25 protein-coding genes, 1 tRNA gene and 1 other annotated feature are annotated in these 23,810 nt (G+C 45.0%); of the genes, 17 read left to right on the top strand and 9 right to left on the bottom strand.

The window, feature by feature from the left end; translation table 11 throughout:
- Positions 1–131 precede the first annotated feature (131 nt).
- Both NLX73_RS08690 and NLX73_RS08685 read left to right on the top strand, forming a co-directional pair.
- Positions 132–353 carry a hypothetical protein gene (locus tag NLX73_RS08690; RefSeq protein ID WP_061828588.1) on the top strand — a complete coding sequence of 74 codons (222 nt, stop codon included), beginning with the start codon at positions 132–134 and terminating at the stop codon, positions 351–353.
- A 118-nt stretch (positions 354–471) separates the two neighbouring features.
- A complete protein-coding gene (locus NLX73_RS08685; protein ID WP_254326050.1) occupies positions 472–801 on the top strand; it encodes a carboxymuconolactone decarboxylase family protein in 330 nt (109 codons plus the stop codon).
- A gap of 142 nt (positions 802–943) precedes the next feature.
- Here the strand turns inward: NLX73_RS08685 and NLX73_RS08680 are convergent, their stop codons facing one another.
- Positions 944–1,480 carry a YhjD family protein gene (locus tag NLX73_RS08680; protein ID WP_254325905.1) on the bottom strand — a complete coding sequence of 179 codons (537 nt, stop codon included), beginning with the start codon at positions 1,478–1,480 and terminating at the stop codon, positions 944–946.
- Positions 1,481–1,701: 221 nt separating this feature from the next.
- Between NLX73_RS08680 and NLX73_RS08675 the strand changes: the two genes are divergently transcribed.
- The 3 genes from NLX73_RS08675 to NLX73_RS08665 all read left to right on the top strand — a co-directional run bounded on the left by NLX73_RS08675 (position 1,702) and on the right by NLX73_RS08665 (position 3,638).
- A tRNA-Leu gene (locus tag NLX73_RS08675) sits at positions 1,702–1,786 on the top strand.
- A gap of 279 nt (positions 1,787–2,065) precedes the next feature.
- Entirely contained in the window at positions 2,066–2,578 is a 513-nt protein-coding gene (gene msrA / locus NLX73_RS08670) for a peptide-methionine (S)-S-oxide reductase MsrA (protein ID WP_254325904.1), read from the top strand.
- 124 nt (positions 2,579–2,702) lie between these two features.
- The gene (locus tag NLX73_RS08665; RefSeq protein WP_254325903.1) at positions 2,703–3,638 is read left to right on the top strand and encodes a divergent polysaccharide deacetylase family protein; all 936 of its coding nucleotides are present in this window, start codon (positions 2,703–2,705) and stop codon (positions 3,636–3,638) included.
- Here NLX73_RS08665 and NLX73_RS08660 read toward each other — a convergent pair.
- Positions 3,613–4,374, bottom strand: coding sequence for an N-acetylmuramoyl-L-alanine amidase (locus NLX73_RS08660; protein WP_254325902.1), 762 nt, complete (start codon positions 4,372–4,374; stop codon positions 3,613–3,615). The genes NLX73_RS08665 and NLX73_RS08660 overlap by 26 nt on opposite strands.
- Positions 4,375–4,662: 288 nt before the next feature.
- Between NLX73_RS08660 and NLX73_RS08655 the strand changes: the two genes are divergently transcribed.
- Entirely contained in the window at positions 4,663–4,854 is a 192-nt protein-coding gene (locus tag NLX73_RS08655; protein WP_029516735.1) for a YqzE family protein, read from the top strand.
- Between the two features lie 96 nt (positions 4,855–4,950).
- Here the strand turns inward: NLX73_RS08655 and NLX73_RS08650 are convergent, their stop codons facing one another.
- From NLX73_RS08650 to NLX73_RS08635, 4 genes are all read right to left on the bottom strand, one after another.
- Positions 4,951–6,006 carry a hypothetical protein gene (locus NLX73_RS08650; protein ID WP_254325901.1) on the bottom strand — a complete coding sequence of 352 codons (1,056 nt, stop codon included), beginning with the start codon at positions 6,004–6,006 and terminating at the stop codon, positions 4,951–4,953.
- A gap of 258 nt (positions 6,007–6,264) precedes the next feature.
- The gene (locus tag NLX73_RS08645) at positions 6,265–7,215 is read right to left on the bottom strand and encodes a YqhG family protein (protein WP_061828581.1); all 951 of its coding nucleotides are present in this window, start codon (positions 7,213–7,215) and stop codon (positions 6,265–6,267) included.
- A gap of 1 nt (position 7,216) precedes the next feature.
- Positions 7,217–9,031: a DEAD/DEAH box helicase gene (locus NLX73_RS08640; protein ID WP_069291644.1), complete on the bottom strand. Its 1,815-nt coding sequence runs from the start codon at positions 9,029–9,031 to the stop codon at positions 7,217–7,219.
- A gap of 135 nt (positions 9,032–9,166) precedes the next feature.
- The gene (locus NLX73_RS08635) at positions 9,167–10,006 is read right to left on the bottom strand and encodes a helix-turn-helix transcriptional regulator (RefSeq protein ID WP_254325900.1); all 840 of its coding nucleotides are present in this window, start codon (positions 10,004–10,006) and stop codon (positions 9,167–9,169) included.
- A 163-nt stretch (positions 10,007–10,169) separates the two neighbouring features.
- Here NLX73_RS08635 and fabF point away from each other — a divergent pair, with 163 nt between their 5' ends.
- The 4 genes from fabF to NLX73_RS08615 all read left to right on the top strand — a co-directional run bounded on the left by fabF (position 10,170) and on the right by NLX73_RS08615 (position 13,881).
- Positions 10,170–11,408: a beta-ketoacyl-ACP synthase II gene (gene fabF / locus NLX73_RS08630; protein ID WP_254325899.1), complete on the top strand. Its 1,239-nt coding sequence runs from the start codon at positions 10,170–10,172 to the stop codon at positions 11,406–11,408.
- 128 nt (positions 11,409–11,536) lie between these two features.
- Positions 11,537–12,061: a GNAT family N-acetyltransferase gene (locus tag NLX73_RS08625; protein WP_254325898.1), complete on the top strand. Its 525-nt coding sequence runs from the start codon at positions 11,537–11,539 to the stop codon at positions 12,059–12,061.
- 20 nt (positions 12,062–12,081) lie between these two features.
- Entirely contained in the window at positions 12,082–13,050 is a 969-nt protein-coding gene (locus NLX73_RS08620) for a helix-turn-helix transcriptional regulator (RefSeq protein WP_254325897.1), read from the top strand.
- A 90-nt stretch (positions 13,051–13,140) separates the two neighbouring features.
- Positions 13,141–13,881, top strand: a complete 741-nt coding sequence (locus NLX73_RS08615; protein WP_254325896.1) for a zinc ribbon domain-containing protein — start codon at positions 13,141–13,143, stop codon at positions 13,879–13,881.
- Between the two features lie 84 nt (positions 13,882–13,965).
- Here the strand turns inward: NLX73_RS08615 and NLX73_RS08610 are convergent, their stop codons facing one another.
- The gene (locus NLX73_RS08610) at positions 13,966–15,201 is read right to left on the bottom strand and encodes an MFS transporter (RefSeq protein ID WP_254325895.1); all 1,236 of its coding nucleotides are present in this window, start codon (positions 15,199–15,201) and stop codon (positions 13,966–13,968) included.
- Between the two features lie 194 nt (positions 15,202–15,395).
- On the opposite strand from NLX73_RS08610, the gene NLX73_RS08605 reads away from it, so the two are divergent.
- From NLX73_RS08605 to NLX73_RS08590, 4 genes are all read left to right on the top strand, one after another.
- A complete protein-coding gene (locus NLX73_RS08605) occupies positions 15,396–15,977 on the top strand; it encodes a TetR/AcrR family transcriptional regulator (protein WP_069291646.1) in 582 nt (193 codons plus the stop codon).
- Positions 15,978–16,057: 80 nt separating this feature from the next.
- Positions 16,058–16,789, top strand: coding sequence for an SDR family NAD(P)-dependent oxidoreductase (locus tag NLX73_RS08600; protein WP_069291647.1), 732 nt, complete (start codon positions 16,058–16,060; stop codon positions 16,787–16,789).
- Positions 16,790–16,842: 53 nt separating this feature from the next.
- Positions 16,843–17,151: a macro domain-containing protein gene (locus tag NLX73_RS08595; RefSeq protein ID WP_367997095.1), complete on the top strand. Its 309-nt coding sequence runs from the start codon at positions 16,843–16,845 to the stop codon at positions 17,149–17,151.
- A 12-nt stretch (positions 17,152–17,163) separates the two neighbouring features.
- The gene (locus NLX73_RS08590) at positions 17,164–17,724 is read left to right on the top strand and encodes a GrpB family protein (RefSeq protein ID WP_254325893.1); all 561 of its coding nucleotides are present in this window, start codon (positions 17,164–17,166) and stop codon (positions 17,722–17,724) included.
- Positions 17,725–17,900: 176 nt separating this feature from the next.
- Here NLX73_RS08590 and NLX73_RS08585 read toward each other — a convergent pair whose 3' ends face one another.
- Positions 17,901–19,085 (bottom strand): aminotransferase class I/II-fold pyridoxal phosphate-dependent enzyme, encoded by a 1,185-nt coding sequence (locus NLX73_RS08585; RefSeq protein ID WP_254325892.1) that lies wholly within the window; start codon positions 19,083–19,085, stop codon positions 17,901–17,903.
- Positions 19,086–19,127: 42 nt separating this feature from the next.
- Positions 19,128–19,366 (bottom strand) — a binding site (T-box leader).
- 189 nt (positions 19,367–19,555) lie between these two features.
- Between NLX73_RS08585 and NLX73_RS08580 the strand changes: the two genes are divergently transcribed.
- Positions 19,556–20,164, top strand: coding sequence for a DUF1349 domain-containing protein (locus NLX73_RS08580; protein WP_061828571.1), 609 nt, complete (start codon positions 19,556–19,558; stop codon positions 20,162–20,164).
- 93 nt (positions 20,165–20,257) lie between these two features.
- Positions 20,258–20,968: a DUF1361 domain-containing protein gene (locus tag NLX73_RS08575; RefSeq protein ID WP_069291650.1), complete on the top strand. Its 711-nt coding sequence runs from the start codon at positions 20,258–20,260 to the stop codon at positions 20,966–20,968.
- A 56-nt stretch (positions 20,969–21,024) separates the two neighbouring features.
- Here NLX73_RS08575 and NLX73_RS08570 read toward each other — a convergent pair whose 3' ends face one another.
- Positions 21,025–21,954, bottom strand: coding sequence for an ArsR/SmtB family transcription factor (locus NLX73_RS08570; protein WP_061828569.1), 930 nt, complete (start codon positions 21,952–21,954; stop codon positions 21,025–21,027).
- Between the two features lie 508 nt (positions 21,955–22,462).
- Between NLX73_RS08570 and NLX73_RS08565 the strand changes: the two genes are divergently transcribed.
- Positions 22,463–23,806: an ABC transporter substrate-binding protein gene (locus NLX73_RS08565; protein WP_029516750.1), complete on the top strand. Its 1,344-nt coding sequence runs from the start codon at positions 22,463–22,465 to the stop codon at positions 23,804–23,806.
- Positions 23,807–23,810 lie beyond the last annotated feature (4 nt).

The following is a 23,810-nucleotide window of genomic DNA, read 5'->3' as shown; positions in this document are numbered from 1 at the left end:
CTGTTGGCAATCCATATAAGTAGTAAGAGAGAAGAGACCTAAATGATTCGTTTAGGTCTCTTTTTAAACTTTTTTCATGTTTATAGAACCATGATCGTTATGTTAAAAAAGTGAATAAGGAGGGGACAAGGATGATTATGGACGAAGAATTGGATGCTTATCGACTCTCCGGTGAAAAGGTGCGTGTCGTACGCGATGGATTGGAGTCCAACGATGTTGTGGGCATTGTACTGGCATGGGATGAGGAACAGGTGCTTATTCGTCGCCAGAATCGACGTGTGGTCAAATTGGATCGCAGCTATACATACCAGTCGTTCAGCGAGCCGCGTCACAATCCGATAGATCTGGATTAGGAATGGGTTTTCAAATGGGTGTTGGATAAAAATAACTGGGTGATTCATTAGGCATACAGAAACTCTAAATCGGACACAGTAATGAAGGAAAATCCAACAGAGAGGACGTGCTGTGTCAATGACGGTTATGGACGAAAAAGTACATGCATACAAGGATCAAATCAGCCATTTGGAAGATCAGTTGCCCGAGGTAGTTCATGCATATCATCGTTTTACCGGAGAGTGCTTTCAAGCCGGCAGCCTAGATGAGAAAACCAAGCAATTGATTGCGCTAGGCATTGGCTTATTTGCCAACAATGAAGTATGCACGTTTTATCACGTGGACGAGGCGCGGTCCAAAGGAGCCAGTGATCAGGAAATTATGGAGACCATTGCTGTAGCCTCAGCAGTAGGTGGAGGACATGCTCTAAGCCAAGGGGTAACGCGTGTACAGAAGGCGTTGCAATAAGGCGAATCATTAATTGATGAGCTTATACTTCGTCATAGCGGTTATAGATCGATTTGGATATATGATGAATATGGAAAGGAGCTTCCGCGCACAGTTGGTGTCTGCGGAAGCTTTTTTCTTTTGCGTGTTGGTTGTGCGGGGATTATGCTCTTCTGCTTGCGGCAAAAGCAGCAGGGCGAGACGTTTTACGCTTATAAGCCAAAGAGGATGTAACCAAACTTCGTTCAACGATGCGTAGAGGTTTGGATGTTGAATTGTTTGGTAATTCGGGGCGATGTTTCTTTAGTAAAGGAAGGGCAGCTGTATCGGGCATAGAGGTTGAGAGCCCGAGATATGCTCGCATCCGCTCATACATTTCTTTGCGGAATGCTGGCATTGCCATACTGAACTGCTCTTTATTGCCTTTACTTATATAGGTGGCGTGAACGCCGGAGTGGTTTTGTTGTATGTCCAGAACTTGAATGTGATATTTATTAAATTCATGTTTTATTTCAGACAGCAGGATCCCGGTACGATCTACACCTGCGTTAACCATTTCGACATAAAGATCAGGGGTTTTCAGCATACCGCTTTCTTCAAGAATTAGGCTGTCCCGCTCAAATACTTTTTGAATAAAGGTAAGGAGCAGATAACTTTTCACAAGAGACCATTCATGCTGAGTAGTATCTAAAGAGATCATTACCATTCACCGCCTTAGGAAAATGTGATGATAATTCATAACCGAATGAAGAAAAGGAACCTTCGTTCCCGAGAACTTATGTTCTTATTTTAGTTTATTATTCCTTTTTTATCAAGAGGAAATTAACAAATATAAAGGTTTGACATCTTGATATAAGCATGGTATGATCTATCTTGTCGCTAAGAAAGATTGATCTTTCGAGGATAAACGACAACTTATATGCGGTCGTGGCGGAATTGGCAGACGCGCACGGTTCAGGTCCGTGTGGGCTAACCCCCCGTGGAGGTTCGAGTCCTCTCGACCGCATCTATTAGAAAAGGTCTATAGAATTGCTCTCGTAGCAGTTTTAGAGACCTTTTTCTTATATTTCCGGGGATTTGCTCATAGTTTAAGCTGAACACGTTTCTTGTCTTCCAGCAAACTATGGATTTCCATAAAGGATTCTGACAACTTACTTGATTTCTTTTAGGTGGAATTTTTGCGAATTCCTTAAGTTCTTAAACAATTCTTTTATAAGGTTATCTTTTAAGATATGATAGAAAATAACGCACTTTATGATGAAGTTATTGAAAGGTTGGATGTAAGATGGAGAAAGCGACTTTTGCAGGTGGATGCTTCTGGTGTATGGTGACTCCGTTTGAAGAACAGCCGGGCATTCATGGCATTGTGTCAGGATACACTGGAGGAACGATTGCCGATCCGACCTACGAGCAGGTTAAAACAGGAACTACAGGTCACTACGAGGTGGTGCAGATTACTTTTGAACCTGAGCTGTTTCCTTATGAAAAGCTGCTCGAATTATATTGGCCGCAAACAGATCCTACCGACGGGGAAGGTCAATTTCAGGACCGGGGTACACAGTATAAACCCGCAATTTTTTATCATACAGAGCAGCAACGTGAGCTTGCACAACTGTCCAAGGAGCAGTTGGCACAAAGTGGACGCTTTGATAAGCCAATTGTAACGGAGATTCTTCCTGCTTCGATTTTTTATCCTGCAGAGGATTATCATCAGGATTACCACAAGAAAAACGTGAAGCACTATAAGGAAGATCGGGCCCAATCTGGTCGTGATGAATTTATTGATAAGAACTGGTAAGCGGCTTTAACATACGTTTCTACGCACGATAAGGCAGATCAGGATTATTCCATGGATCTGCCTTATACATATTTAGACGACGTTACTCACACAATGAAGGGACAGAGAAGGAGGCTGACCCGCAATGAGTACACGACGGAAGCTGCACATGAGAAATATAATAAAAAAGGCTTTAAAGGAATCTCGCGCTCGGAAAGAGCCAGCTTATGTACCTGTATTTCATTCAAGCTCCAAAATGCGAAGAAGCGTAGTACTCTGTATTTCGGTATGCATGTTATTCATGGTCTGTAGTACTGGTGTTGCAGAAGCAATAGACAAACAGGACGAGCCGCAAAAGATGGTTGCCGTCATTATTGACGATCTGGGAAACCATATGAAAGGAACTGAGCAAATTTTAAATTTACCGGTTAAGATTACCGTTGCTGTGATGCCCTTCCTGCCTACAACCAAGCAGGACGCTATGGAAGCGCATAAGCGCGGCCATGATGTCATCGTCCATCTTCCAATGGAGCCAAAGCAAGGGAAGCCCGAATGGCTTGGGCCTGGAGCAATTAAGGCTAATATGACGGATGAAGAAGTACGTGCGAAGGTGACAGCAGCCATTAAGGATGTTCCTTTTGCGATAGGGATGAACAACCACATGGGTTCCAAGGTCACTTCTAATAAGCGCATTATGTCCATTGTTCTTGATGTTTGTAAGGAGCATGGACTATTTTTTGTCGATAGCCGTACTAATTATCGGTCAGTGGTTCCTGAGCTTGCCGCTAAAAAGGGAATGCCACCAGTACGAAATGATGTTTTTCTGGATGATGTCCATAACCTCGCCCATGTGAATCGGCAACTTACAAAAGTAGTTGAATGGCTGGATAAGCACAACACCTGCGTAACGATTGGGCACGTCGGCGTGTCTGGTATGTACACATCCTCCGCTCTTCATTCGTCGGTTCCCAAACTAAAGGAGCACGCCAAATTTGTGGGTATTAGCGATTTGGTACGAGCTGTATGGGGATGGACGGGAGACCCAGCCACCAACACTACCATGCCGTCAGATGCGCAATAATGCCTGCGGCAATAGCTTCGGCAATGCTTTTTTGACCACGATCCTCGGAAAGCATAGCTCTGTCCTGTTCGTTACTGATAAACCCGGTTTCCACAATTACAGCGGGTTGCCGGATTTTATTCAAAAGATAAAAGGGTTTTCCGTACACTGTTTTTCTATTCATGCAAAATAAGCGGTTTAATGAATGCTGAATCCGTTCAGCTAACAGATAGCTGCTGCCTTCATCCTGATACAGTACAATGGGTCCCCGTTTTTCGGCACGTTTGCTCCAATTGACATGCAGGCTTACAACCAAAGCGGTGGGCAGTTGTTCTGTTAGGCTTTTCCGTTGGGCGAGGTCTTTAAGGTGCCGGGATTTGGACTGCAGCCAACGGTTGTCGTCACTCAGTGCGTAGTCCTTGTCCCGATTCAGGACAGCAGGATATCCCTGGGAGCGTAAAATCAAGTACAGCTTTTGAGCAATGGCAAGATTGATATCTTTTTCCAAAATTCCTTTGTGACTTGTTCCACCATCCACACCGCCATGGCCTACATCAATCAGGACAACGGGCTTGGCAAAAGCGTGATAGGACGAATGTACGTTGGATGGACTATCTATATACTTGTTCGGTTCGTTACTTTTCTCGTCGGGCTGAGCAACTATATAGGTAAATGGGGCGAATACAGCACTGCAAAGGATGCATAGACTGAACCCCAAGCATGTCAGCCATATTTTGTTTAACTTTTTTTTCCTCACATTCTATTCCTCCAGTGGACGAATTGATTATTTACTGAAAAACCATGCATAACAGGCATCAAACCTAAAGCAGGTAGCTGCCTTCAATATGACAATTAGCCTTGGGGTAACTGTTATGTTGAAGATAGTATGTTCCATTTAAGGGAAACCATGCATAGTTATTTCCACAGGGGTTAGACCTTTTGGAAAATGAGCAAGCTAGTTTTATCTGCACCTAACGTGTAAATCCGATATTTCCAAGCAACGTAAGTGGAAATAATAGGCGCAGATTGGAGGAGGTCATGGAGGATGGCGAAGAGTGACGAACTGGTGACGTATATTACGCAGCGGATTGTTCGCTATATGGAAACGCCGCGTGATGTTCGGCGCAGTCAAAAACAAGCCAGAGAGCCGTGGGGGAGCAAATGGTTTGGCATGTTGCCTCTCGCTCTGAAAATGTGGATGAAATCCACACGCAGAGGGCGAAGGGAGCGACATTAAACTCGCCAAAGAGACCACAAGAGGCATAGGTTATGCCATTTGAGGTCTCTTTTTATGTTGTAGGGATCATTCCGATCTTTTCGTGTTTCTTAATAACTAGGAGTCCATACGATAAAATTCGCCAGCTGACAATAACTGTTTTAGTGGTACAAATCGGGAAAGTCCATGATGGTAGGTTAACGCATATAAATTGGGTTGGGACGGATGATCTGGGGATATCCAGGACTGATACCCACTAATGGATAAGGGACCTCCAAAGGCAAAATTGATACCTGTGGCAGAAAATATAATACGCGGTGAAATACTCAGTGTATCCATAAATTGGGCTGTGTTACGGACAAAAAGTTTTTGCTTGGGTTGAAGCCAACCCAGATCGTCATAGGGATCGAAAGGAGCAGACGAGACCGTAACTGCTTGCGCCTGTGTTTTCAAAAAGGGTACAGATGAAGAGAACACGTTGTTTTGGAGCTTATGTTTCCAACTCCCATCTGCCACTTCTTCAGGTAACGGATCGCCAGTTACAGCATCAATACATATTTTGCTGCCTGTAGAGGAACCCACCAGCCAGTAGGCTAGTAGCGGTTCCTCATACATAGGTGTGATTTGCAGCTTGTCGATAGATGAAAGATCGGTTTCTGTGAGCGACACCAGAGATTGGCGAAGTATATCCATACTATAAGGTCCACCCGGACCATTCCCATATTCGTTGAGTTGATATGCGCCATTTGAGTCTGATCCGATAATCAGGTAGCCGATGTATTCTCCCGCACGGTTTACTTGAACAAGCCAACTCTGGGTTCCAGGTCCGAGCGGATGATAGCTAAGCTCAGCATCTTTCCACGAGGCAAAAGGGGGCTGCGACGATAGGGATTGTACCATGTTGTCTACAGTCTGTTTTACGTCTGCGGGCACGCCTTGCTCCTCAGTAGGAAAACTTGCTGAAACGTCACCCGGGGAAGGAGTAGCAGGACTCGTGGAGTTCAATGGAGGAACCCGGGAGCTTTCGTTGTAGAGAGACACCAAGTTTAAATTGTTGCCTTGAGCGATTGAGGGAGCCGCATGAATGGAAGCGAACGGACAGACTGCGGACAGGCCGATCAGAACAGCTGCGATCATACCTATGCTATAGTGCCCGGAATGATTCTTCTTCAATGAAATCCACCTTTCTGTCGGCTTGATTGCCCGACGGAGGCATTCTTTTTATACAGCATACAGCCTGTCCGATAAAAAGACTGCTGCACCTTGTCGGCGCAAATGTCGTATCCAGGTTCGCTTTTTGCTGTCGATACATAGGAGACATGTTTAACCAAACTTGTGGTTACAGCAGCGGAAACTGGTGTAGGCTGAAGCAAGATGTTACAAGCTGACGATACCTCTGCAACTCTCCTGCGAAGGAGCAAGAGATATCGGTTACCGCAGATGAAATATCCCGCAGTTAATGGCGGATACGAGTACCTTGGGCTCATATTGCCATACCATCTCTTTACGGCGGGCTTGATGCTGCTCTGATATGGCTTCTTTTTTATCCTCTTCCTCTTTCTGCTCCTTGATTAGATCATCGTAGTAGTGGTCAATAACCTCCAATTCCTCGCGCAATCGTTCCTTCGCCTGCTCAGCCCAATCATAATCTTGCTGACGGAGCTGTTCGGTGAGGTAGCTTTCAAGCGAGCTAGAAGCTTCAGGGACAGATAACTCGGCAGGCTGCACATGCATATTACCCGCCAGCAGCGGGCTGAGCTGTCGAGTTTCGAGCATGGCGCCAAAATCGGTTACAATGGTGCCGCTTTTAAGCGAAATACCTAGCCACTGAAGTTCCTCACGCTTCAAATCGCAGGCGAATTCAATCTTATAGCAGATGCTGAGCCAAGCTTCATAGACTACGGGAGAGCGGGCAGACAGCTGACGGGCATCAGGCTGTTCAAACAAATAAACATATTTCCCTCCATCTCGTGCGGCTTCAAAAATTTGATGCAGCCGACGGCTTCCATATCGAAGCTCCTCCTGCAAAATACGTCCAGGTCCCAATTGTGGTAATGTCGGTACATGACCGAAGTAACGCCCCATGACTTGATCTTGTGCTGCGTTGCCTGATGCTGGAGTTGGTGGCGTATGATCCGCTAAACGTTCCTGTTCTGTGCGATAGGCTTCCCCATCAAAGATGAAAGTGAAGGACATCGTCTGCGCTGGAACGCCAGTACGCTCTACGTATCCCCAATAGTAGGGGCGGTTTGTTAAGGCTTTATCCGCTTCTGGAGAAAGCTTGACGGTTACATGATGAGGCGACCTCTCAATGACACTGCATCCGGTAGCTTCCAGATAGGTGTGTACAAAACGCTGGACTTGCTGTGCATTCATGGTCAAACTAGCGACCTCCCTTCACACTGCGTCGAGCTTTGCCCGGAGGAACCGTATTGCCTGCTAGGCCTAATAAATCCTCGGTGTTTGGCTGGTCTGTGCGCAGTTGTTCCATTTCCTGCTTGATGGAATCCAGCGAGTGGCCCAGCTTTTGCATTTTTTTGCGAATTTCATCATCGCTACTGGATTCAAGCATGATCTTATACAGACTTTTTTCAATAGATTCTTTTTTCTCAAATTTCTCAAGAATAACGTCCAATCCGCCAATGACCATCTCAAACATATTTATCTTTTCATGCAGCAGATGCAGGATATGCTCCTCAATCGTTCCGGTTGTGGACAAGTTGAAAATATTAACATCATGCGTCTGTCCAAGCCGATGTACCCGTCCGATCCGCTGCTCCACACGCATGGGATTCCACGGTAAATCGAAGTTAATCATATGGTGACAAAATTGCAGGTTAATGCCTTCACCCCCCGCTTCGGTGGCAATCATGACCTGAATTCGCCCACGGAACAGATCCATCATCCAATCCTTGCGTCCACGGTTCATACCGCCTCGGTAAGGAACAGCAGATAGGCCACGGTCACGGAAATAGTTCAGCAAATACTCCTGTGTGGCTCGGTATTCTGTAAAAATGATCACTTTTTCGTTCATCTGACGGATAAGCTCGAGCGCTTTTTCTGCTTTGGAATTGGCCTTGATCGCTTTAATATGTGCAACCAAATCCCAGACACGATCGCGTAGGGGAGAGTCTGGGGCCATTTTTTTAGACAAATTGACCAGCGTTACGAACACAGCGTCCCGGCTGCTGCACACTTCCCGTTGAAGGGTGACGAGAGACAGCATGCTACTTAAATTTCCGCCATTCGCCTGGTATTGCTCTTTCACAAAAGAGGTCACCCCATCGTACAGCGCTTGCTCTTCCGGCGAAAGTTCCAAGTGAATGTTGGAAACATTTCGTTTGGTGAATTGAACCGGGCCTTCTCCGCGACGATTGCGGATCATGACTTTAGATAGCTCATCCTTGAGCTGATCTTCATTTTTGGGCAGACGTTTATCTACAACAAAGTTGGCTGAAAAATCGCCATGTCTTCCCAATTGACCAGGCTTGAGCAGTGTAATCAGATTGAACAGCTCAGACAGATCGTTTTGTACAGGTGTTGCTGTCAGGAGCAAACAATATTTTTTACGCAGCTTCATAATGAACTGGTAGTTGGATGTCTTTTTATTTTTCAGCTTATGAGCCTCGTCTATAATGAGTAGGTCATAATCGGTATCTAGTAGGATGTTACTATGGGGCTCCCGCTTGGCGGTATCCATAGAGGCCACGACGACCTCGGAAGACCAAGAATACGCTTTTTTCTGGGCGACAGCGGGAATACCGAATTTGCTGTTCAGCTCACGTACCCATTGTAGGACCAGAGATGCGGGTACAAGAATAAGCACTTTGGAAGCCAGCCCACGAACCAGATATTCCTTTAGGATCATTCCAGCTTCGATTGTTTTGCCTAGGCCGACTTCATCGGCAAGAATGGCACGTCCGGACATTTGAAATAGTACCTTTCGAGCGGTATCCAGCTGATGGGGTAGTGGAGTGAGGTCTTGCAAATGCTGTAGACATTGAAGCTCATCAAAGCTCGGCACCAGTTTGACTTTTTCAGCCTCAATGGCCAGCTGATACAGATTCCAATCTCCCCAAGGGCCACCTTTGCGCAGCCGCTGGTCCAGCTCATCCTGCCAGCTTCGATCAAATTGCACCGGAACAGGCAGTGGCGCTTGATTAGGTATGTGCGGGGAACTTGTCGATTTGGCTTTCATGATGATTCCCTCCCTCCTGGTAGTAGCACAGTTAAAGCTCTTGGTTCTGTCACATATGTGGCATCTATTTAGCACAGATCGTAGATGTAGTATGGACGGAAAAAGATATCTTCATAACAGGAGGGATGAAATCCTTTAGCTGCCTTCCATTAACTTTTGGAGTTTACTTTCCGTAGAGGTCTGCGCAATAGGCGTGTAGATGCTGCAACGGAGATCAACACTGCCCTGTACCTGAAGAGAAGTCAGGTCAAATAGCATTTTGCCAGCCTTGGCATGACGAAATTCAATGAGCACCTCCGGCGCGGAGCTTACTTCACTCTGATTCCAAAGCTCGTTAAACTCTGGGTAGGTCTGACTCATATTTTGTATAAATTGTGCATACCAGGGGTCTGTTACGTATTGTCCGTAATAAGCGCGGAAAATTGCAAGAAACCCCTTTACAAAGTGTTCCCAATTCACGGCTAGACTTTTAAACTCCTTTTTGGTGAATAGCAGTTCAATCATATTGCGTTGCCCATGTGGTAGCTCGGCAAAATCCATAAAAACATGAGCAGCAGCGGCGTTCCAGCCGACAATATGACAACGCCGATCTGAAATAATAGCTGGGCAGTAGTGTAGCTCTTGTACGATCTTTTGCAGAGAGGGGGAAATGACGGCCTGCTCTGCAGGAACAGGAAGGCTGTGAGACCCGGCCTCGATCGCCAAATCATACAAATATTTGCGCTCGTCTGTGTTCAACTGCAATGCGGCAGCAATAGCATCCAACACAGAGGCGGACACCTTAATATCTCGTCCTTGCTCCAGCCAGGTATACCAGGTCGTACTGACACCTGCCAGCTGAGCGACTTCTTCTCTGCGCAAGCCTGGTGTTCTGCGACGTGATCCTTGGGGGAGACCGACCATATGTGGGTGTAGGCGGGCCCTTTTTGTTTTTAGAAAAACAGATAGTGCTTCCAGACGTGCTTCCGTTTTCATAGGTATTTTCTCTCCATTCAATGGGTATATCCGAAGTGAGCAAATAAGGCGTTTACTATAGTAGTGTTCATTATACCAGGATAAACAAACACTTGTAATAGGATAAGACAAGGGTAAAATGAGGATTATAAGTAAGTCACCGAGCAGGAGGAATGAATAGCTTATGCAAAGAGTAGTGATAACAGGTATGGGTGTCGTTTCCCCACTAGGTAATGAAGTGGATACGTTGTGGAAGAATTTGCTGGAAGGCAATTCAGGTATACGTAAAATTGATACATTCGATGTGTCCGATTTGAAAGCACAAATTGCTGGACTGGTACAGGATTTTGATGCAGAAAAGCAATGGGGACGTAAAGATGCTAGACGAATGGATCGGTTTACTCAGTTTGCATTATATGCGGCAGAACAAGCGCTTAAGGATTCCGGTCTGGAACTCGATCACACCGATTTGGAGCGTGTAGGTGTCTATGTGGGATCGGGAGTCGGCGGTTTGGATACGTTGGTGGACAATGTAGATGTTCTGCTACAACGTGGACCGGGTAGAGTTAGCCCGACGCTGGTACCCATGATGATCTCGAATATGGCTGCTGCTCAAATTAGTATCGCGTTTGGAGCGATGGGACCTACGCTTTCACCCGTGACGGCTTGCTCTATTGGGAATACAGCAATTGGAGAGGCATTTCGGACGATTCGAACAGGAGATGCGGATGTCATTTTTGCTGGTGGAGCTGAAGCGGCGGTGACTAGATTGGCCTTGGCAAGCTTCGCTAATGCGACTGCCTTGTCCACACGTAACGAGGAGCCTTCTATAGCAAGTCGACCTTTTGATCAGGATCGAGACGGTTTTGTCATGAGCGAAGGTGCAGGTATTCTGGTACTGGAGTCACTGGAACACGCTATCCGCCGTGGTGCGGAAATCTATGGTGAGGTCATCGGTTATGGAGCCAGTTCGGATGCTTATCACATGGTTGCACCGCATCCCGAAGGAACCGGAGCTTACTTGGCGATGAAAGCAGCCCTTCATTCGGCCCGCATCTCCCCGGAAGAAGTGGACGTGATTAGCGCCCACGCAACGAGTACGTCTGTCGGGGATGCCGCTGAGACCCTTGCAATCCATAAGCTGTTTGGTGATTATGCCTATCAGATTCCGGTTACTGCGAATAAGTCCATGCTGGGTCATATGCTGGGAGCTGCGGGCGGGGTCGAAGCGATTGCGCTTGTGCAAAGCCTACGGGAAGGCATCATTCCACCAACGATGCATCTCGACAATCCGGACCCGGTTTGCGATCTGGATTATGTGCCTCACGAAGCGCGCAAGGCTCCACTAAATATTGGGCTATCTAATTCTTTCGGCTTTGGTGGTCATAATGCGGTCATTGTGCTGAAGCGCTACGAGTCATAATATGTAAGGAGTTATTGAAACCAAACCTCAGGCATTCTATCCGGCTGGATAGAGCACCTGAGGTTATTTTAATCGAAGAATAACAGATTCATTTTAGATAAGAGATAGAGTAAGATGAAGGAAAACATTTGGAGGGACGGGAAGCCATGGTTTTAATCAGGAACATACAACCAGCAGACGCTGAGGCTTATTGGAATTTGAGACTGGAAGCCCTACAAATGAACCCCGAAGCTTTTGGAACCTCCTATGAGGAAGCCGCACTAGTTCCGCTATCTGATGTGGTGAAGCAGATACAAAATAAACGAGATCATTACATACTTGGTGCATTTACAAAGGATCATCAGCTGGTTGGCATGACCGGGTTTAGAAGAGAGCAGAAAATAAAGACGCAGCATAAGGGAGCAATTTGGGGAGTTTATGTACCATCGACCTATCGAGGCCAGGGGATCGCAAAAAAACTTTTATTTGAAGTTATCAGCCAAGGTAGAAAAGTGGAAGGTTTGAAGCAAATCAACCTGAGTGTGGTGACTACCAATCAAGCTGCTGTTGAGCTGTATAGAAAATTGGGATTTGAAACCTATGGTATAGAAAAGAATGCTTTGGAATATCACGGTCAGGGATATGATGAGGAGTTCATGGCTTATTTTTATTAATGACGAAAGGTTTTGAAAAAATGAAAATTGACCGATTGCTTTCTATCGTCATTTTGCTGCTAAAGAAAAATAGAATACAAGCGAAGGAACTGGCTGATTTATATGAGGTTTCGATCCGGACGATCTATAGAGATATTGAAGCGATTAGTATGGCAGGTATTCCGGTGGTCACTTATCAGGGAGCCAACGGGGGAATCGGTCTTATGGAAGGATACCGCCTGGATCGCAGTATGCTGACGGATCATGATATAAAGGATATCGTGATGGGTTTGCAGAGTTTGTCCTCGTCGTTGGGCGGCCCGAATGTGTCGCGGTTACTTCATAAATTTGAAAGTATTATACCGGAATCTGGGAAAGAGCAATTTAGTGTCCATACCACACAGTTTATCGTCGATCATTCGGGATGGGGAAATCGGGCTGCGCAGGAAGGCAAATTGATAAAGGTAAAAGAAGCAATGAGCCAAGCGCGCACTGTCGCCTTTACCTATCGAAATGCGGGGGGAGCCATAACGGAACGGAATGTTGAACCGCATACGCTCGTTCTGAAAGGACAACAATGGTTTGTATATGCATATTGTCCCGATAGGGAGCAGTTTCGTCTATTCAAACTCTCGCGCATGAGTGACCCTGTGGTTACAGAGACAGTTTTTGCTCGCAGGGATCTTTCTTATGAAGTGTTGCCGTGGAATGAGGGGCGGATGGAGGTATCCAGAGCCGTACAACCATTTACGCTACAATTTAACCGTGACTCAAGGCATCTGGCGGAGGACTGGTTTGGCGTAGAAGCATTGACCGAGCAGGAGGAAGGGATCTATACGGTTTCGGTCCCGTTTCCTGAGGATGCATGGGCGTACGGATTTATTTTAAGCCTGGGACCGGATGTGGTTGTCAAAGAACCAGCCCATTTGCGTGACAAGATTCATAAGATGGCGCTGCGTATTGCGTCTAATTATGAGAAGTTCAGGAATCATAAAGGAAATCTTAGTTAAAGTAAAACAAACCTGACCCATAGTTGTCAGGTTTGTTTCGTTATACTTGTGGCATACCTGATATCAGTTAGCGAAAGGGGATTTACGAGGATGGATAAAGCTTGTCAAAGTTGCGGGATGCCGCTAGAGCATGAGGACCAATATGGAACGGATGCACAACATCATAAAACGGATGAGTATTGCAAGTATTGTTACAAGGAAGGCGAATTTGTACAGCCTGAATTGACGATGGAGGGAATGATTCAGCAGTCTGTGCCTTTCCTGGTAGAGGAGGGGATGCAGGAAGAAGAAGCGACTTCGATGCTGCGCAATTACCTGCCGTTTTTGAAACGATGGCGGTCCTCAGAGGATACGGGGCTTACACTGGATGGACCCATTCGGGAAGAATATCGAGGTGAGATCCGTTTGATTGGGTTGAAAGCACGTACAAGTAATCAGAATGAACAAACATCTCACGGGATCATTCCAAACATGTGGGAACGTTTTTGGAGTGAGGACGTGCCTGGTCGGATAAAGGAAAAAGCAGGACATGCTTCTGTCTATGGTTGCTATACTGACTATGAAAATGGAGCTTTGGGCGAGTATACGTTTTTTATCGGGAAGGAAGCGGCTGTAGATTTCCAAACTCCTGATGACCTTGAAGAACTTGTCATTCCGGCTGCACGCTACGCCATTTTTCAGGCAACTCAGGAACTCTCTTCTGTCTTCCGTGTATGGCAGACGATCTGGGAGTGGGCTGCCACGGGACAAGGGGAGCGGACATACACAGGTGATTTTGAAGTGTATGGCAGTCCTGATGAACCTGTTTTGATTTATATTGCAATCAAGTGATGATTTTGTTGTGACAGAAGAGAACCGCCGGTCATTGTCGTGAACCCGGCGGTTTTTCTGATTCAATCAATAGCAGTCTCCCCTTCAAGTTGAACGTCGAGTTAAAGCCCAAAAGATGAGAGCCAGAGCACTGACACCAGCTCCTAATAGACACACCCCGTTCCATCCGGCATAGATGTACATATGAGTGGAAGCGATGGCCCCGGTGGCGCTACCAATGGAATAAAATATCATGTAGCCTGCAGTAAGTCGGCTCCGTGCCTCAGGGCGCACATTGAAAATCAAGCTTTGGTTGGTGACATGTACAGCCTGTACCGCCAAGTCCAAAAGAATGACGCCAAGAACTAAAGCGAACAGAGAATGCTCGGTGTAGCGGATAGGTAACCAGGACAGCAGCAACACAACTAGTGCGATACCCGTCGTCCGTTGTCCCAAGCCCTGATCGGCAAGACGCCCTGCTCGTGCTGCTGCTAATGCCCCGGCGACTCCAGCCAGACCAAAGGCCCCGATAGCAGTATGTGAAAGAGACAATGGGGGTGCACTGAGAGGTAACACAAGCGAAGTCCACAATATGCTGAACGCCGTAAAAATAAGCAATGCAAGGACAGCACGAATGCGCAGAATTCGTTCTTGCAAAAATAGTACGATAACCGATCGGAGCAGCTGCGCATAGGAAAGTGTCGCACTTGTGGGTTCGTTCTTTGGCAACACCCGCAACAGAGCTCCAGCCATAAACAGCGTAAGTATGGCAGAAATAAGGTAAACTGAACGCCAGCCTGCCAGATCAGTTAATACACCGGCCACGGTTCGTGCCAGCAGAATGCCGATAACGACTCCACTGGTCACCAGACCTACGATACGCCCACGTTCAGTCGGATTAGCCAAGGTAGAGGCGAAAGCCACGAGTGTTTGAGTGACTACAGCCAGCAGACCAACCATTGCCATTCCCATAAGCAGTATTGTACGGGTAGGAGCAAAGCTAACCACGATTAGTGCCAGCACGGATAGCAGCATTTGCCCTGTAATCAGTCGCCGTCGATTCAAAAGATCGCCAAGCGGGACGAGCAGCAATAATCCCAACGCATAACAAATTTGCGTGATAGTAATGACCATGCCTACCGATGAGTGCGTAATGCCAAATTCGTTTGCCAGCGCATCCAGCAATGGCTGTGCATAGTAAATGTTAGCGACAGCCAGCCCGCAGGCTATGGCAAACAAGAGTGCCACAGATCGGGACAGGGAGGGAATGGGGGCTGTTTCGGCAGCATTTGCTACCGTTTGATGAGGGAGGAGTACCGCTTTTTCTTCTGACGTCTTCATTTTCACATACCACGTCGCTTTCTGTATTTACATACCGTTGAGTATAATATACTGATTGGTATGTAATGAATTTAGGTCAATATAACTTGTGTACATATGAAATGTCAAGAGTTCATCATGTACATATTTGACAGTTCCTTATCGTGATTATACAATCTTAATATACTGAACGATATGAAAAGAAGGAGCTGCTTATGGTTCGACCACGGGAATTTGATGAAGATCAAGCGTTGGATGCAGCGATGCGAATTTTTTGGGAAAAGGGATTCGAGGCTACATCTTTAAGTGATTTAACCTCCAAAATGGGAATTCAGCGCCCTAGCATTTACGCTGCCTTTGGAGACAAGAAGCAATTATTCGAAGCCGCGCTGCGCAAATATACGCAATCCCACGCTGCTTATGTACGCTCTAGACTACAAAGCAATTCTTCTGTAAAAGAAGCGTTTTACAATTTTTTTGGAGGAGTCGTGGCAGAAGAGTACGAGGATGGGCCTAATAGAGGATGCTTTTGTATTAATACGATGGTAGAATTAGCCCCTCATGATGAGAAATTTGAGATTTTAACCAGAGAACATCAGATGTATCTTTCTGCCGTCTTTCAGGAAACCCTCGAGCGTGGTATAAGATCAGGAGAGCTGGAGGCTAGCATGGACGCACGAGCTCTGGCCCATACGATGGTCTCTTTGTTAATTGGGATTACCGTGATGATGAAGTCGCGCCCAGAGCGTTCTTTTGTGGATCATTCGGTTGCGACTGCACTTATGTTACTGAAGTAAGTTTCTTTCATATAGCTGATAGTACTTGAGAGAGGTATTTTGAGTAAAACTATATACCGAACGAGAGAGGGGTTTCTTCATTGCTTAATAAAATGAAAGTTATTATAACAGGAGCTGCTTCCGGCATTGGAAAGGAAATTACTCAGCAATGTCTAAGGGAAGGCGCAAGTGTTATTGCGTGTGATATGAATAAACGTTCTTTAAACGAACTTGAGGCTGAACTGAATTCACCAAGTTTGTACACCTATCTGATAGATATAAGTAACTATACGGAAGTAACTGATTTTTTTACATACATTAAGGGAGAACACCCGGACATAACAGCTTTAGTCAATAATGCAGGTGTTTATAGAGGAAAGAATATACTCGACTATGGTATGGAAGAAATAGAGAAGGTGCTGGACATAAATATTAAGGGATGTGTATATTTCTCGCAATTTTTTGGAAAGTTCATGATTGAGAAGAAGCATCAGGGAATTATCGTAAATATGTCTTCTGTTTCTGGAATGGAAGGAAGCTCAGATGCGATCTATGGATTATCAAAAGCTGCAATATTGGGCTTTACTAAAAGCTGTGCCATGAATTTTTCACCTTATATAAGAGTTAATGCTGTGGCACCAACGATGGTAAGTACTCCAATGATGGATCATATTCCTGATTGGAGAAAGGAGGAATATACAAATCATCAGCTAATTCCTGAGCCTTTAAAAGCAGAAGATGTTGCTTATACTGTCCTGTTTCTGCTATCGAAAAGATCCAGGCATTATACGGGAGCGACCTTTGATATTAATAATGGGTGTTATCTAAGATGATTTTTTACGAGAGGAGGAGGATTAATGAATACCCAAATTGAACTTAGATAAACGTGCATGTTGTTCATACCGTTGGTCCTGTGTGGAATGGTGGCGACCATCAAGAAGAGGAGCTATTGGCGAAATACTACCAGAATACACTCCAATTGGCTTTGCAACTGAATGCACGAAGCATTGTCTTTCCGAATATCAGCACTGGTATCTACCGTTTCCCGAAAGAAAAGGCGGCGGATATTGCTATACAGGAAGTGACACGTTTTGTACAGGAACATGCCGGTTTGAATGAAATTATTTTTGTTTGTTTTGATGCGGAAAACGCTCAGTTATACAGTCGTAAGCTGCAATACATGAGTAGAAATTAGGGGGGATCATGAATGCATGAGGAGCAAAACCAGGAACATTGGCCGGTGTGGGCTACGGAGCCTGTAAAAATAGTGAATCCTGATCCTGCCTGGTCAGAACAGGGCTTAAAGATCATTTACCAGTTGCGGGAATTATTACTGCCGTTTAAGGTGACGGAAATCGAACATATAGGAAGCACGGCAATTCCCAATCTTTCTGCTAAGCCCATTATTGACATAATGGCAAAATTAGAATCTTGGGATCAACTGGAACAGATCGTGTCTGCTTTACAACCAGCAGGCTGGAACTATGTTCCGCCTGAATTGGACGGTCGGGAATGGAGAAGATTTTTGGTTAAAGTGGAACAGGATCAAAGAAAGGGACATCTGCATCTCATACTGAAATCTGATGAGCATTGGGATCGGCAGCTATTGTTTCGGAACCGACTTCGTGAACAGCCTGAGCTGATTCAGCAATATGATGTATTAAAAAGGCGGCTGGCGATGGAAAATCAGCATGATCGTGAAGCGTACACGGAGGCCAAGACTGATTTTGTGCAAAACGTTCTGAATACCGGACATCCTAAAGATTAGAATGTCCGGACTCCCGGGTGCTTTCCGACCAAGCGCCGAAATCTCCAACATTTGTTATTGCCGTGTAGGGGAATGGCCAGAAGGCTTGCCAGCACACCAGAAAAAGCTTATTCAGAAGCTACTACGGTAGTGTTCATCCAGTGTTCATATTCATTTCATGATAGGAAAAATCGCATTTATAGACGTTTCAAGAATGCGCTAATGCGTTCCAAAGCCATTTCCAACTGTTCTCGCGCTGACGCATATGAGCAGCGGATAAAGCCCTCGCCGCCTGGGCCAAATGCGGAACCGGGTACTGTAATGACTCCTTCTTCTTCCAGCAACCGCTTGGCAAACTGCTCTGAGCTTAACCCTGTGTGCATAATGGAGGGAAACGCATAGAAGGCACCGTTTGGTTCGTGACATGGCAGTCCTGTCTGACATAGGCCTTCAACGAACCATTTTCTACGCAGATTGTAGGATTCCATCATACGATCTTTTTCCACCAGCCCGTTACGCAGGGATTCAATAGCGGCAATTTGCCCGATAATAGGAGCGCACATGGCGGTATATTGATGAATCTTCAGCATAGCTGAAATCAACTCTCTTGGGCCACACACATAGCCGACCCTCCAGCCTGTCATCGCAAATGCTTTGGAAAAGCCGCTGATGAGCAGGGTACGCTCTTTCATTCCCGGCAGAGAAGCGAAGCTTACATGCTTCTGTCCATAGGTCAGTTCAGCATATATTTCGTCTGATATAACGACAAGATTATGCTCCTCAACCAGGCGGGCAATCGGCAACCAATCCTCATAGGTCATCACCCCACCCGTCGGATTATTCGGATAACAGAGAATAAGCACTTTGGATCGTGGAGTCAGCTTGGCTTGGAGTGCCTCAGCTGTTAGCTTGAACTGCTGATCCGCAGAGGTTTCAACGGTTACGGTATGTCCTCCGTTCAGAAACGTAATGGGCGAATACGAAATATAACATGGAGCCGGAATGAGTATTTCATCGTATGCGGTGATCAGAGCGCGTAGTGCCAAATCCAGTGCTTCACTGCTCCCAATGGTAACCATGATTTCATCTGTCGGGTTGTAGGATGTGCTAAAGCTGCTCTCCAGATACCCGGCAATCTCCTCACGAAGCTCAGGAAGTCCAGCATTCGGTGTGTATGATGTTTTACCATTTTCCAGTGCTGTGATACAGGCCTTTCTGACATGTTGAGGGGTTACAAAGTCAGGTTCACCGACACCAAGCGATACAATATCTTTTCTGCCTGTACTATATTCAAAAAACTTACGGATGCCTGAAGGTGGCATTTCCCGTACAGCTGGAGTCAAAAAATCGGTTATAGATACTGCTGTCGATACATTTGTCATGATGATCTCCTCCTTTTTGAAAAACAAAAAAACCCGCCCCTGTAAAGGGACGAGTTTATACCCGTGTTACCACCCTAGTTTCATTCCATACGAAATGACACTCTGTTCACGTATCCATCAATACGTGTTCCGGTTAACGCTGGAAAGGCGGCAGAGCTTACTTCAGGTTCAGCCCGCTTCTCAGAGATGGCGTTCGGCTACCCTCGGAATGTTGGCTTTCACCTGCCCCAACTCTCTGCAAATCCGCTGTATAGCTTACTCGTTCTCGTCATTGAAATTTGTTACCGTATCAAGTTAGGTGTAATTATAAGCACAACATTTCAGGATGGCAAGTCTTTTTTTAATAAACTTTAAAGACAGATCATCATTATTGACGACTGGAAAATAACGTATATAGTGGTATCAAGGGGATTGTGCCCCAGATTTCAATGTGTTATATGACTATATTGCCAGAGAGGAATGGTATCCGTATGAACGTATTTGAACGCTTTAGCGGTAAAGTATTGCCGGCGGATTGGAGTTGGCTCAATGAGCCGGTTGAATGGAGATTCGATGATTCCAAGTCTTTGCAAATTTCTGCACCTTCACAGGCAGATTTCTTTAGAGATCCGTCTGGCGCAGCGGTAAAATCGTCCGCACCCTTTTTGCATACAACGCTTCAAGGTGATTTTACAATATGGACGAGGGTTCGTGTTGATATGAAGCAGCCTTATGATTCAGGATGCTTGATGATGATGGCGGATGATACCCACTGGGCTAAGCTGTGTTTTGAATATTTTGAAAGCACTCCATCTATTCTTAGTGTGGTCACTCGGGATACATCCGATGATTGTGTCTCTGGGGCGATGGACGTGTCCAATCCGTATTTACGAGTGGCACGAGCTGGAAATTGCTTTGCATTTCATTATTCATCAGACGGTCAGCATTGGAAGTTGGCGAGATATTTTGGTATGAATGTTCCTAACCAGCTCAAAGTCGGAGTTGTTGCTCAATCTCCGGTGGGGGAGGGCTGTGCTGTTACCTTTGATGCCTTGACGATAACAACCCATGTATCCGAGGACATACGAAACGTGGAGTAAATAGACAAAGGCCCTCTCTAAATATGAAAGCGCTATGAAATAGGGTTTAAAAAGACGTATATACGCATGATCAGGCAGGAGGTAGATGGAAACTTGCTGTTAAGAAGGAAGGGTTACAAGCTGCCCAGTTTGTTGGGAGTGCTGCTTGTAGCTACGTTGGGCTGTTTCGGACTCATTATGTATTTACAGTCCACAAGTGGAACGAGGATGTATCAATTTCTGTATTGGGATATATTCCTGGCCTGGGTTCCGGTCTTTATCACTCTGGGAATGATGGCTTTATCCCGACTGCGAAGTACAAAAGTGAGAAGTATTCTTTTATTTTTCTCCTCAATTGTATGGTTGTTTTTTCTGCCGAATGCTCTTTATTTGGTGACTGAGTTACTTCATGCGTTTCGTTTTTACGATGTGAATCCTGATACACGTTTTTGGTTGAACACACAATTTTGGTTAATCTTATTTACGTCTTTTTCAGCAGCAGGGCTTGGCCTTTTTCTTACATCCCTTTGTGTATTGGTGATCCACCATATGCTGAGGAGGATTTGTTCAGGTGGGCTCGCATGGGCTGTAGTTTTTGTGTTGTTGTGGCTGGCCAGCATAGGGGTATATATTGGTAGATTTGCCCGCTGGAATAGCTGGGACATATTATTGCAGCCACTGGTGCTCCTTACGGATATTTGGAGATGGGGAGTACATGCAGTACCAAGGCTTCATTTACTGTCCTTTTGCTGGTTGGTGTTTGGGATAGCAGTCATTTTTTATTTATTGATCTATATCTCTTTAAGTGAGGATCAGGATATTTAGGCCGAGGACATGTATTCAATGAATACAGGCTTCGGCCTATTTTTACATGTGGCGTGTCAGGAGTTGGCGTTGTCCTCCCCGTGCACATCATAAAGCACCCGCACAAGTAGATCCTGACTGAAATTCCCAAATCTTTTGCCGAAAATAGTAAGCCCACCTTTGTTTTCCGATTGATCGGTTACGGATAAGCGGAGTGTAATGTCGCTTTTATAGTTAAGGTTAATATCGTCTATTGTGACCTCGGAAATGCGGCACCCGTCAATGAAGCTGCCTTGCTGATTGATGCGAATTAATTTGAGCATACCATATTGATTTAAATGCGGTGGCCACCAATCTGGATTGAGAACCCCCGGCACTTCTCCAAAATCTCCGGCGCTGGTCCAGTGCCCAATAGGGATACCGTTAATGTGAAAACAAATGTCGGAGGGATATTCCTCACAATAGCAGGGTGCTTCTGAGCCTAGTTCTGCGGAGAATTGAATTTCTTTAAAGGATTGATTCGCTTTCAGATAGTTGGGGATGCGGTATTCCAAAAAGCCTTCGGCCATCCAGATCATTTCCGACTCCAGCCGCCCGGGATCTGCAAAATAGCGTGGATCATCAAAATCGCCGATAATGCTGTCTCGGGTCACCAATCCACAAGTGGGGGACGCTTGATAGTTACTGTAATGACCTACGCGAATCTCAACCTCATACACATTTTTTTGTTCTCTGCTGCGCAAATCTACCATCAGCTTATCCTTGTTCAAATAACACATTTTTCGGGTACCGTGCTTGCCGCTCACGGTATTGATCTCCACAAGACCGCATTCTTCCAATTTTCGAATATGCATTGTAATTGTACCGTTACTCAAATTAAGTTTGTTGGCAATGTCATTCATACTTTGTCCCTGGTAAGCAAGTAACTCGAGAATTTGAATGCGGATTTCTGAACCCAGTGCTTTAAAAATATCTAACCCTGACATTAAGTCCTTAATATAAATCATAGCTATAGACCATCCTTATCTATAAAAATTGTAATGTAAGCGCTTATATATTTATTTTGATTTATGTTAAAATAAAATCAAAAAGAAGTAAACTGCTTTTTTGTAAATTTTCTTTACTAAACCAAGAGGGGAGCGAATTGAACTCCAAATTAGGGATTACTTCATAAATAAATCGTATTTAAGATTTATTTCTAGTTTTTTTGATGTAAATAAACTTAAATACGATTTAATTTTGCTTTCCATGTTACTCTAACCTATGTTTTATAACTATTTAAAAAGATTGAAAAATACATTGACGAACCGAGGAAAGGCATGCTATATTTTGTTTGTAAACGAATTCATTATTGATAAAGAAAAATGTTAATTATACGGTACATGAGAGGGATGATAATCACAGCGGCAATCAACAACGGGTTGTGTACCGCACAGTTAAAGATTAGGCCGAGTGGTATGAAATTATTTTAGCACCGATTGTATGCGGTTTCATTTAAATTTAGGAGGGGTCGCGTTGATAAAGAAAAAAGGTTTTGCAATAACAATGGTTGTTCTGTTGTTAATGGTGGCTGCACTGGCTGGTTGTAGTGGGGGAAGTTCCAGTAGTGATGGAAGTAAGGAACTGACATTCATGTTCCGTGGTGGAACAGATGAACAAAAGGCTTATAAGGAAGTAATCAAGAAATTTGAAGAGGAACATCCTGGCGTAAAGGTTAAAATGGTCGTGACGGCAGCAGATCAATATGCTACAAAACTTAGAGCTGCGATTACAGGAAACAACCTCCCAGATATCTTTTATTTTGCCCCTGGAGATGTGAAAGCTTATGTAAACAGTGGGGTGTTGAAGAATCTCACTCCTTACATTGAGAAGAACAAGGATATTAAACTGGATAACATCTGGAAATACGGTATAGATTTGTATCGCTATGACGGTAAAATGGCCGGTCAAGGAGATATTTACGGTATGCCGAAGGACTTAGGTCCATTCGCACTCGGCTACAACAAAACGATGTTCGAAAAAGCGGGCGTTCCATTGCCTGACAAAGACAAACCGTATACATGGGATGAATTTATCAAGGTTAGCCAAGAGTTGACCAAGGATACCAATGGTGACGGCAAGCCAGATCAATACGGTACAGGCTTTAACGTTCAGTGGGCATTGCAAGCCTTTGTATGGAGTAATGGGGCTGATTGGCTGGATGAGAGCAAAACTAAAGTAACGATTGATGATCCGAAATTTGCGGAAGCGCTTCAGTACTTTGCTGATATGCAAAACAAATATAAAATTACACCTGGTATTGAACAATCACAAACATTGGACACATACCAACGTTGGATGAAGGGCGAAATGGCATTCTTCCCGGTAGGTCCTTGGGATATGAGTACTTTTGAAAAACTGCCATTTGAATATGATTTGCTGCCGTTCCCAGCCGGATCGACTGGCAAATCGGCAACATGGATTGGTTCTCTGGGTATCGGCGTTTCCTCTAAAACAAAATACCCGGATGAAGCTGTTGAACTGGTTAACTATCTGACAACTTCTAAAGAAGGAATGAAGCAGCTCGTAGATGCCAAGGTACAAATTCCGAATCTGTTGGACATGGCTGATGAATGGTCCAAAGATACGAAAACCAAGCCTAACAATAAACAAGAGTTTATTGATATCGTGAATGACTATGGACGCTCATTACCAGGCAACTATACGTATAATGCAGAATGGTACGATATTTTCTTCACAGATATTCAACCTGTGTTGGATGGTAAAATTACGGCGGCAGATTATGTGAAACAAGAACAACCGAAGATGCAGAAACTGCTAGATAAAGCGGTGGAGCAAGAGAAAAAATCACAGAAATAATGCG

It is taken from the genome of Paenibacillus sp. CH40, assembly GCF_024213605.1.
In the GTDB taxonomy this organism is placed as follows: Bacteria; Bacillota; Bacilli; order Paenibacillales; family Paenibacillaceae; genus Paenibacillus; species Paenibacillus polymyxa_B.
This window is presented reverse-complemented; position numbering and strand designations above follow the sequence as displayed.

Bases quoted from the DNA above. Each gene is read 5' to 3' on its own strand.
- NLX73_RS08690 (WP_061828588.1), top strand. From the start codon at position 132: ATGATTATGGACGAAGAATTGGATGCTTATCGACTCTCCGGTGAAAAG.
- NLX73_RS08685 (WP_254326050.1), top strand. From the start codon at position 472: ATGACGGTTATGGACGAAAAAGTACATGCATACAAGGATCAAATCAGC.
- NLX73_RS08680 (WP_254325905.1), bottom strand. From the start codon at position 1,480: ATGATCTCTTTAGATACTACTCAGCATGAATGGTCTCTTGTGAAAAGT.
- msrA (WP_254325904.1), top strand. From the start codon at position 2,066: ATGGAGAAAGCGACTTTTGCAGGTGGATGCTTCTGGTGTATGGTGACT.
- NLX73_RS08665 (WP_254325903.1), top strand. From the start codon at position 2,703: ATGAGTACACGACGGAAGCTGCACATGAGAAATATAATAAAAAAGGCT.
- NLX73_RS08655 (WP_029516735.1), top strand. From the start codon at position 4,663: ATGGCGAAGAGTGACGAACTGGTGACGTATATTACGCAGCGGATTGTT.
- NLX73_RS08640 (WP_069291644.1), bottom strand. From the start codon at position 9,031: ATGAAAGCCAAATCGACAAGTTCCCCGCACATACCTAATCAAGCGCCA.
- NLX73_RS08635 (WP_254325900.1), bottom strand. From the start codon at position 10,006: ATGAAAACGGAAGCACGTCTGGAAGCACTATCTGTTTTTCTAAAAACA.
- fabF (WP_254325899.1), top strand. From the start codon at position 10,170: ATGCAAAGAGTAGTGATAACAGGTATGGGTGTCGTTTCCCCACTAGGT.
- NLX73_RS08620 (WP_254325897.1), top strand. From the start codon at position 12,082: ATGAAAATTGACCGATTGCTTTCTATCGTCATTTTGCTGCTAAAGAAA.
- NLX73_RS08615 (WP_254325896.1), top strand. From the start codon at position 13,141: ATGGATAAAGCTTGTCAAAGTTGCGGGATGCCGCTAGAGCATGAGGAC.
- NLX73_RS08610 (WP_254325895.1), bottom strand. From the start codon at position 15,201: ATGAAGACGTCAGAAGAAAAAGCGGTACTCCTCCCTCATCAAACGGTA.
- NLX73_RS08605 (WP_069291646.1), top strand. From the start codon at position 15,396: ATGGTTCGACCACGGGAATTTGATGAAGATCAAGCGTTGGATGCAGCG.
- NLX73_RS08590 (WP_254325893.1), top strand. From the start codon at position 17,164: ATGCATGAGGAGCAAAACCAGGAACATTGGCCGGTGTGGGCTACGGAG.
- NLX73_RS08585 (WP_254325892.1), bottom strand. From the start codon at position 19,085: ATGACAAATGTATCGACAGCAGTATCTATAACCGATTTTTTGACTCCA.
- NLX73_RS08580 (WP_061828571.1), top strand. From the start codon at position 19,556: ATGAACGTATTTGAACGCTTTAGCGGTAAAGTATTGCCGGCGGATTGG.
- NLX73_RS08570 (WP_061828569.1), bottom strand. From the start codon at position 21,954: ATGATTTATATTAAGGACTTAATGTCAGGGTTAGATATTTTTAAAGCA.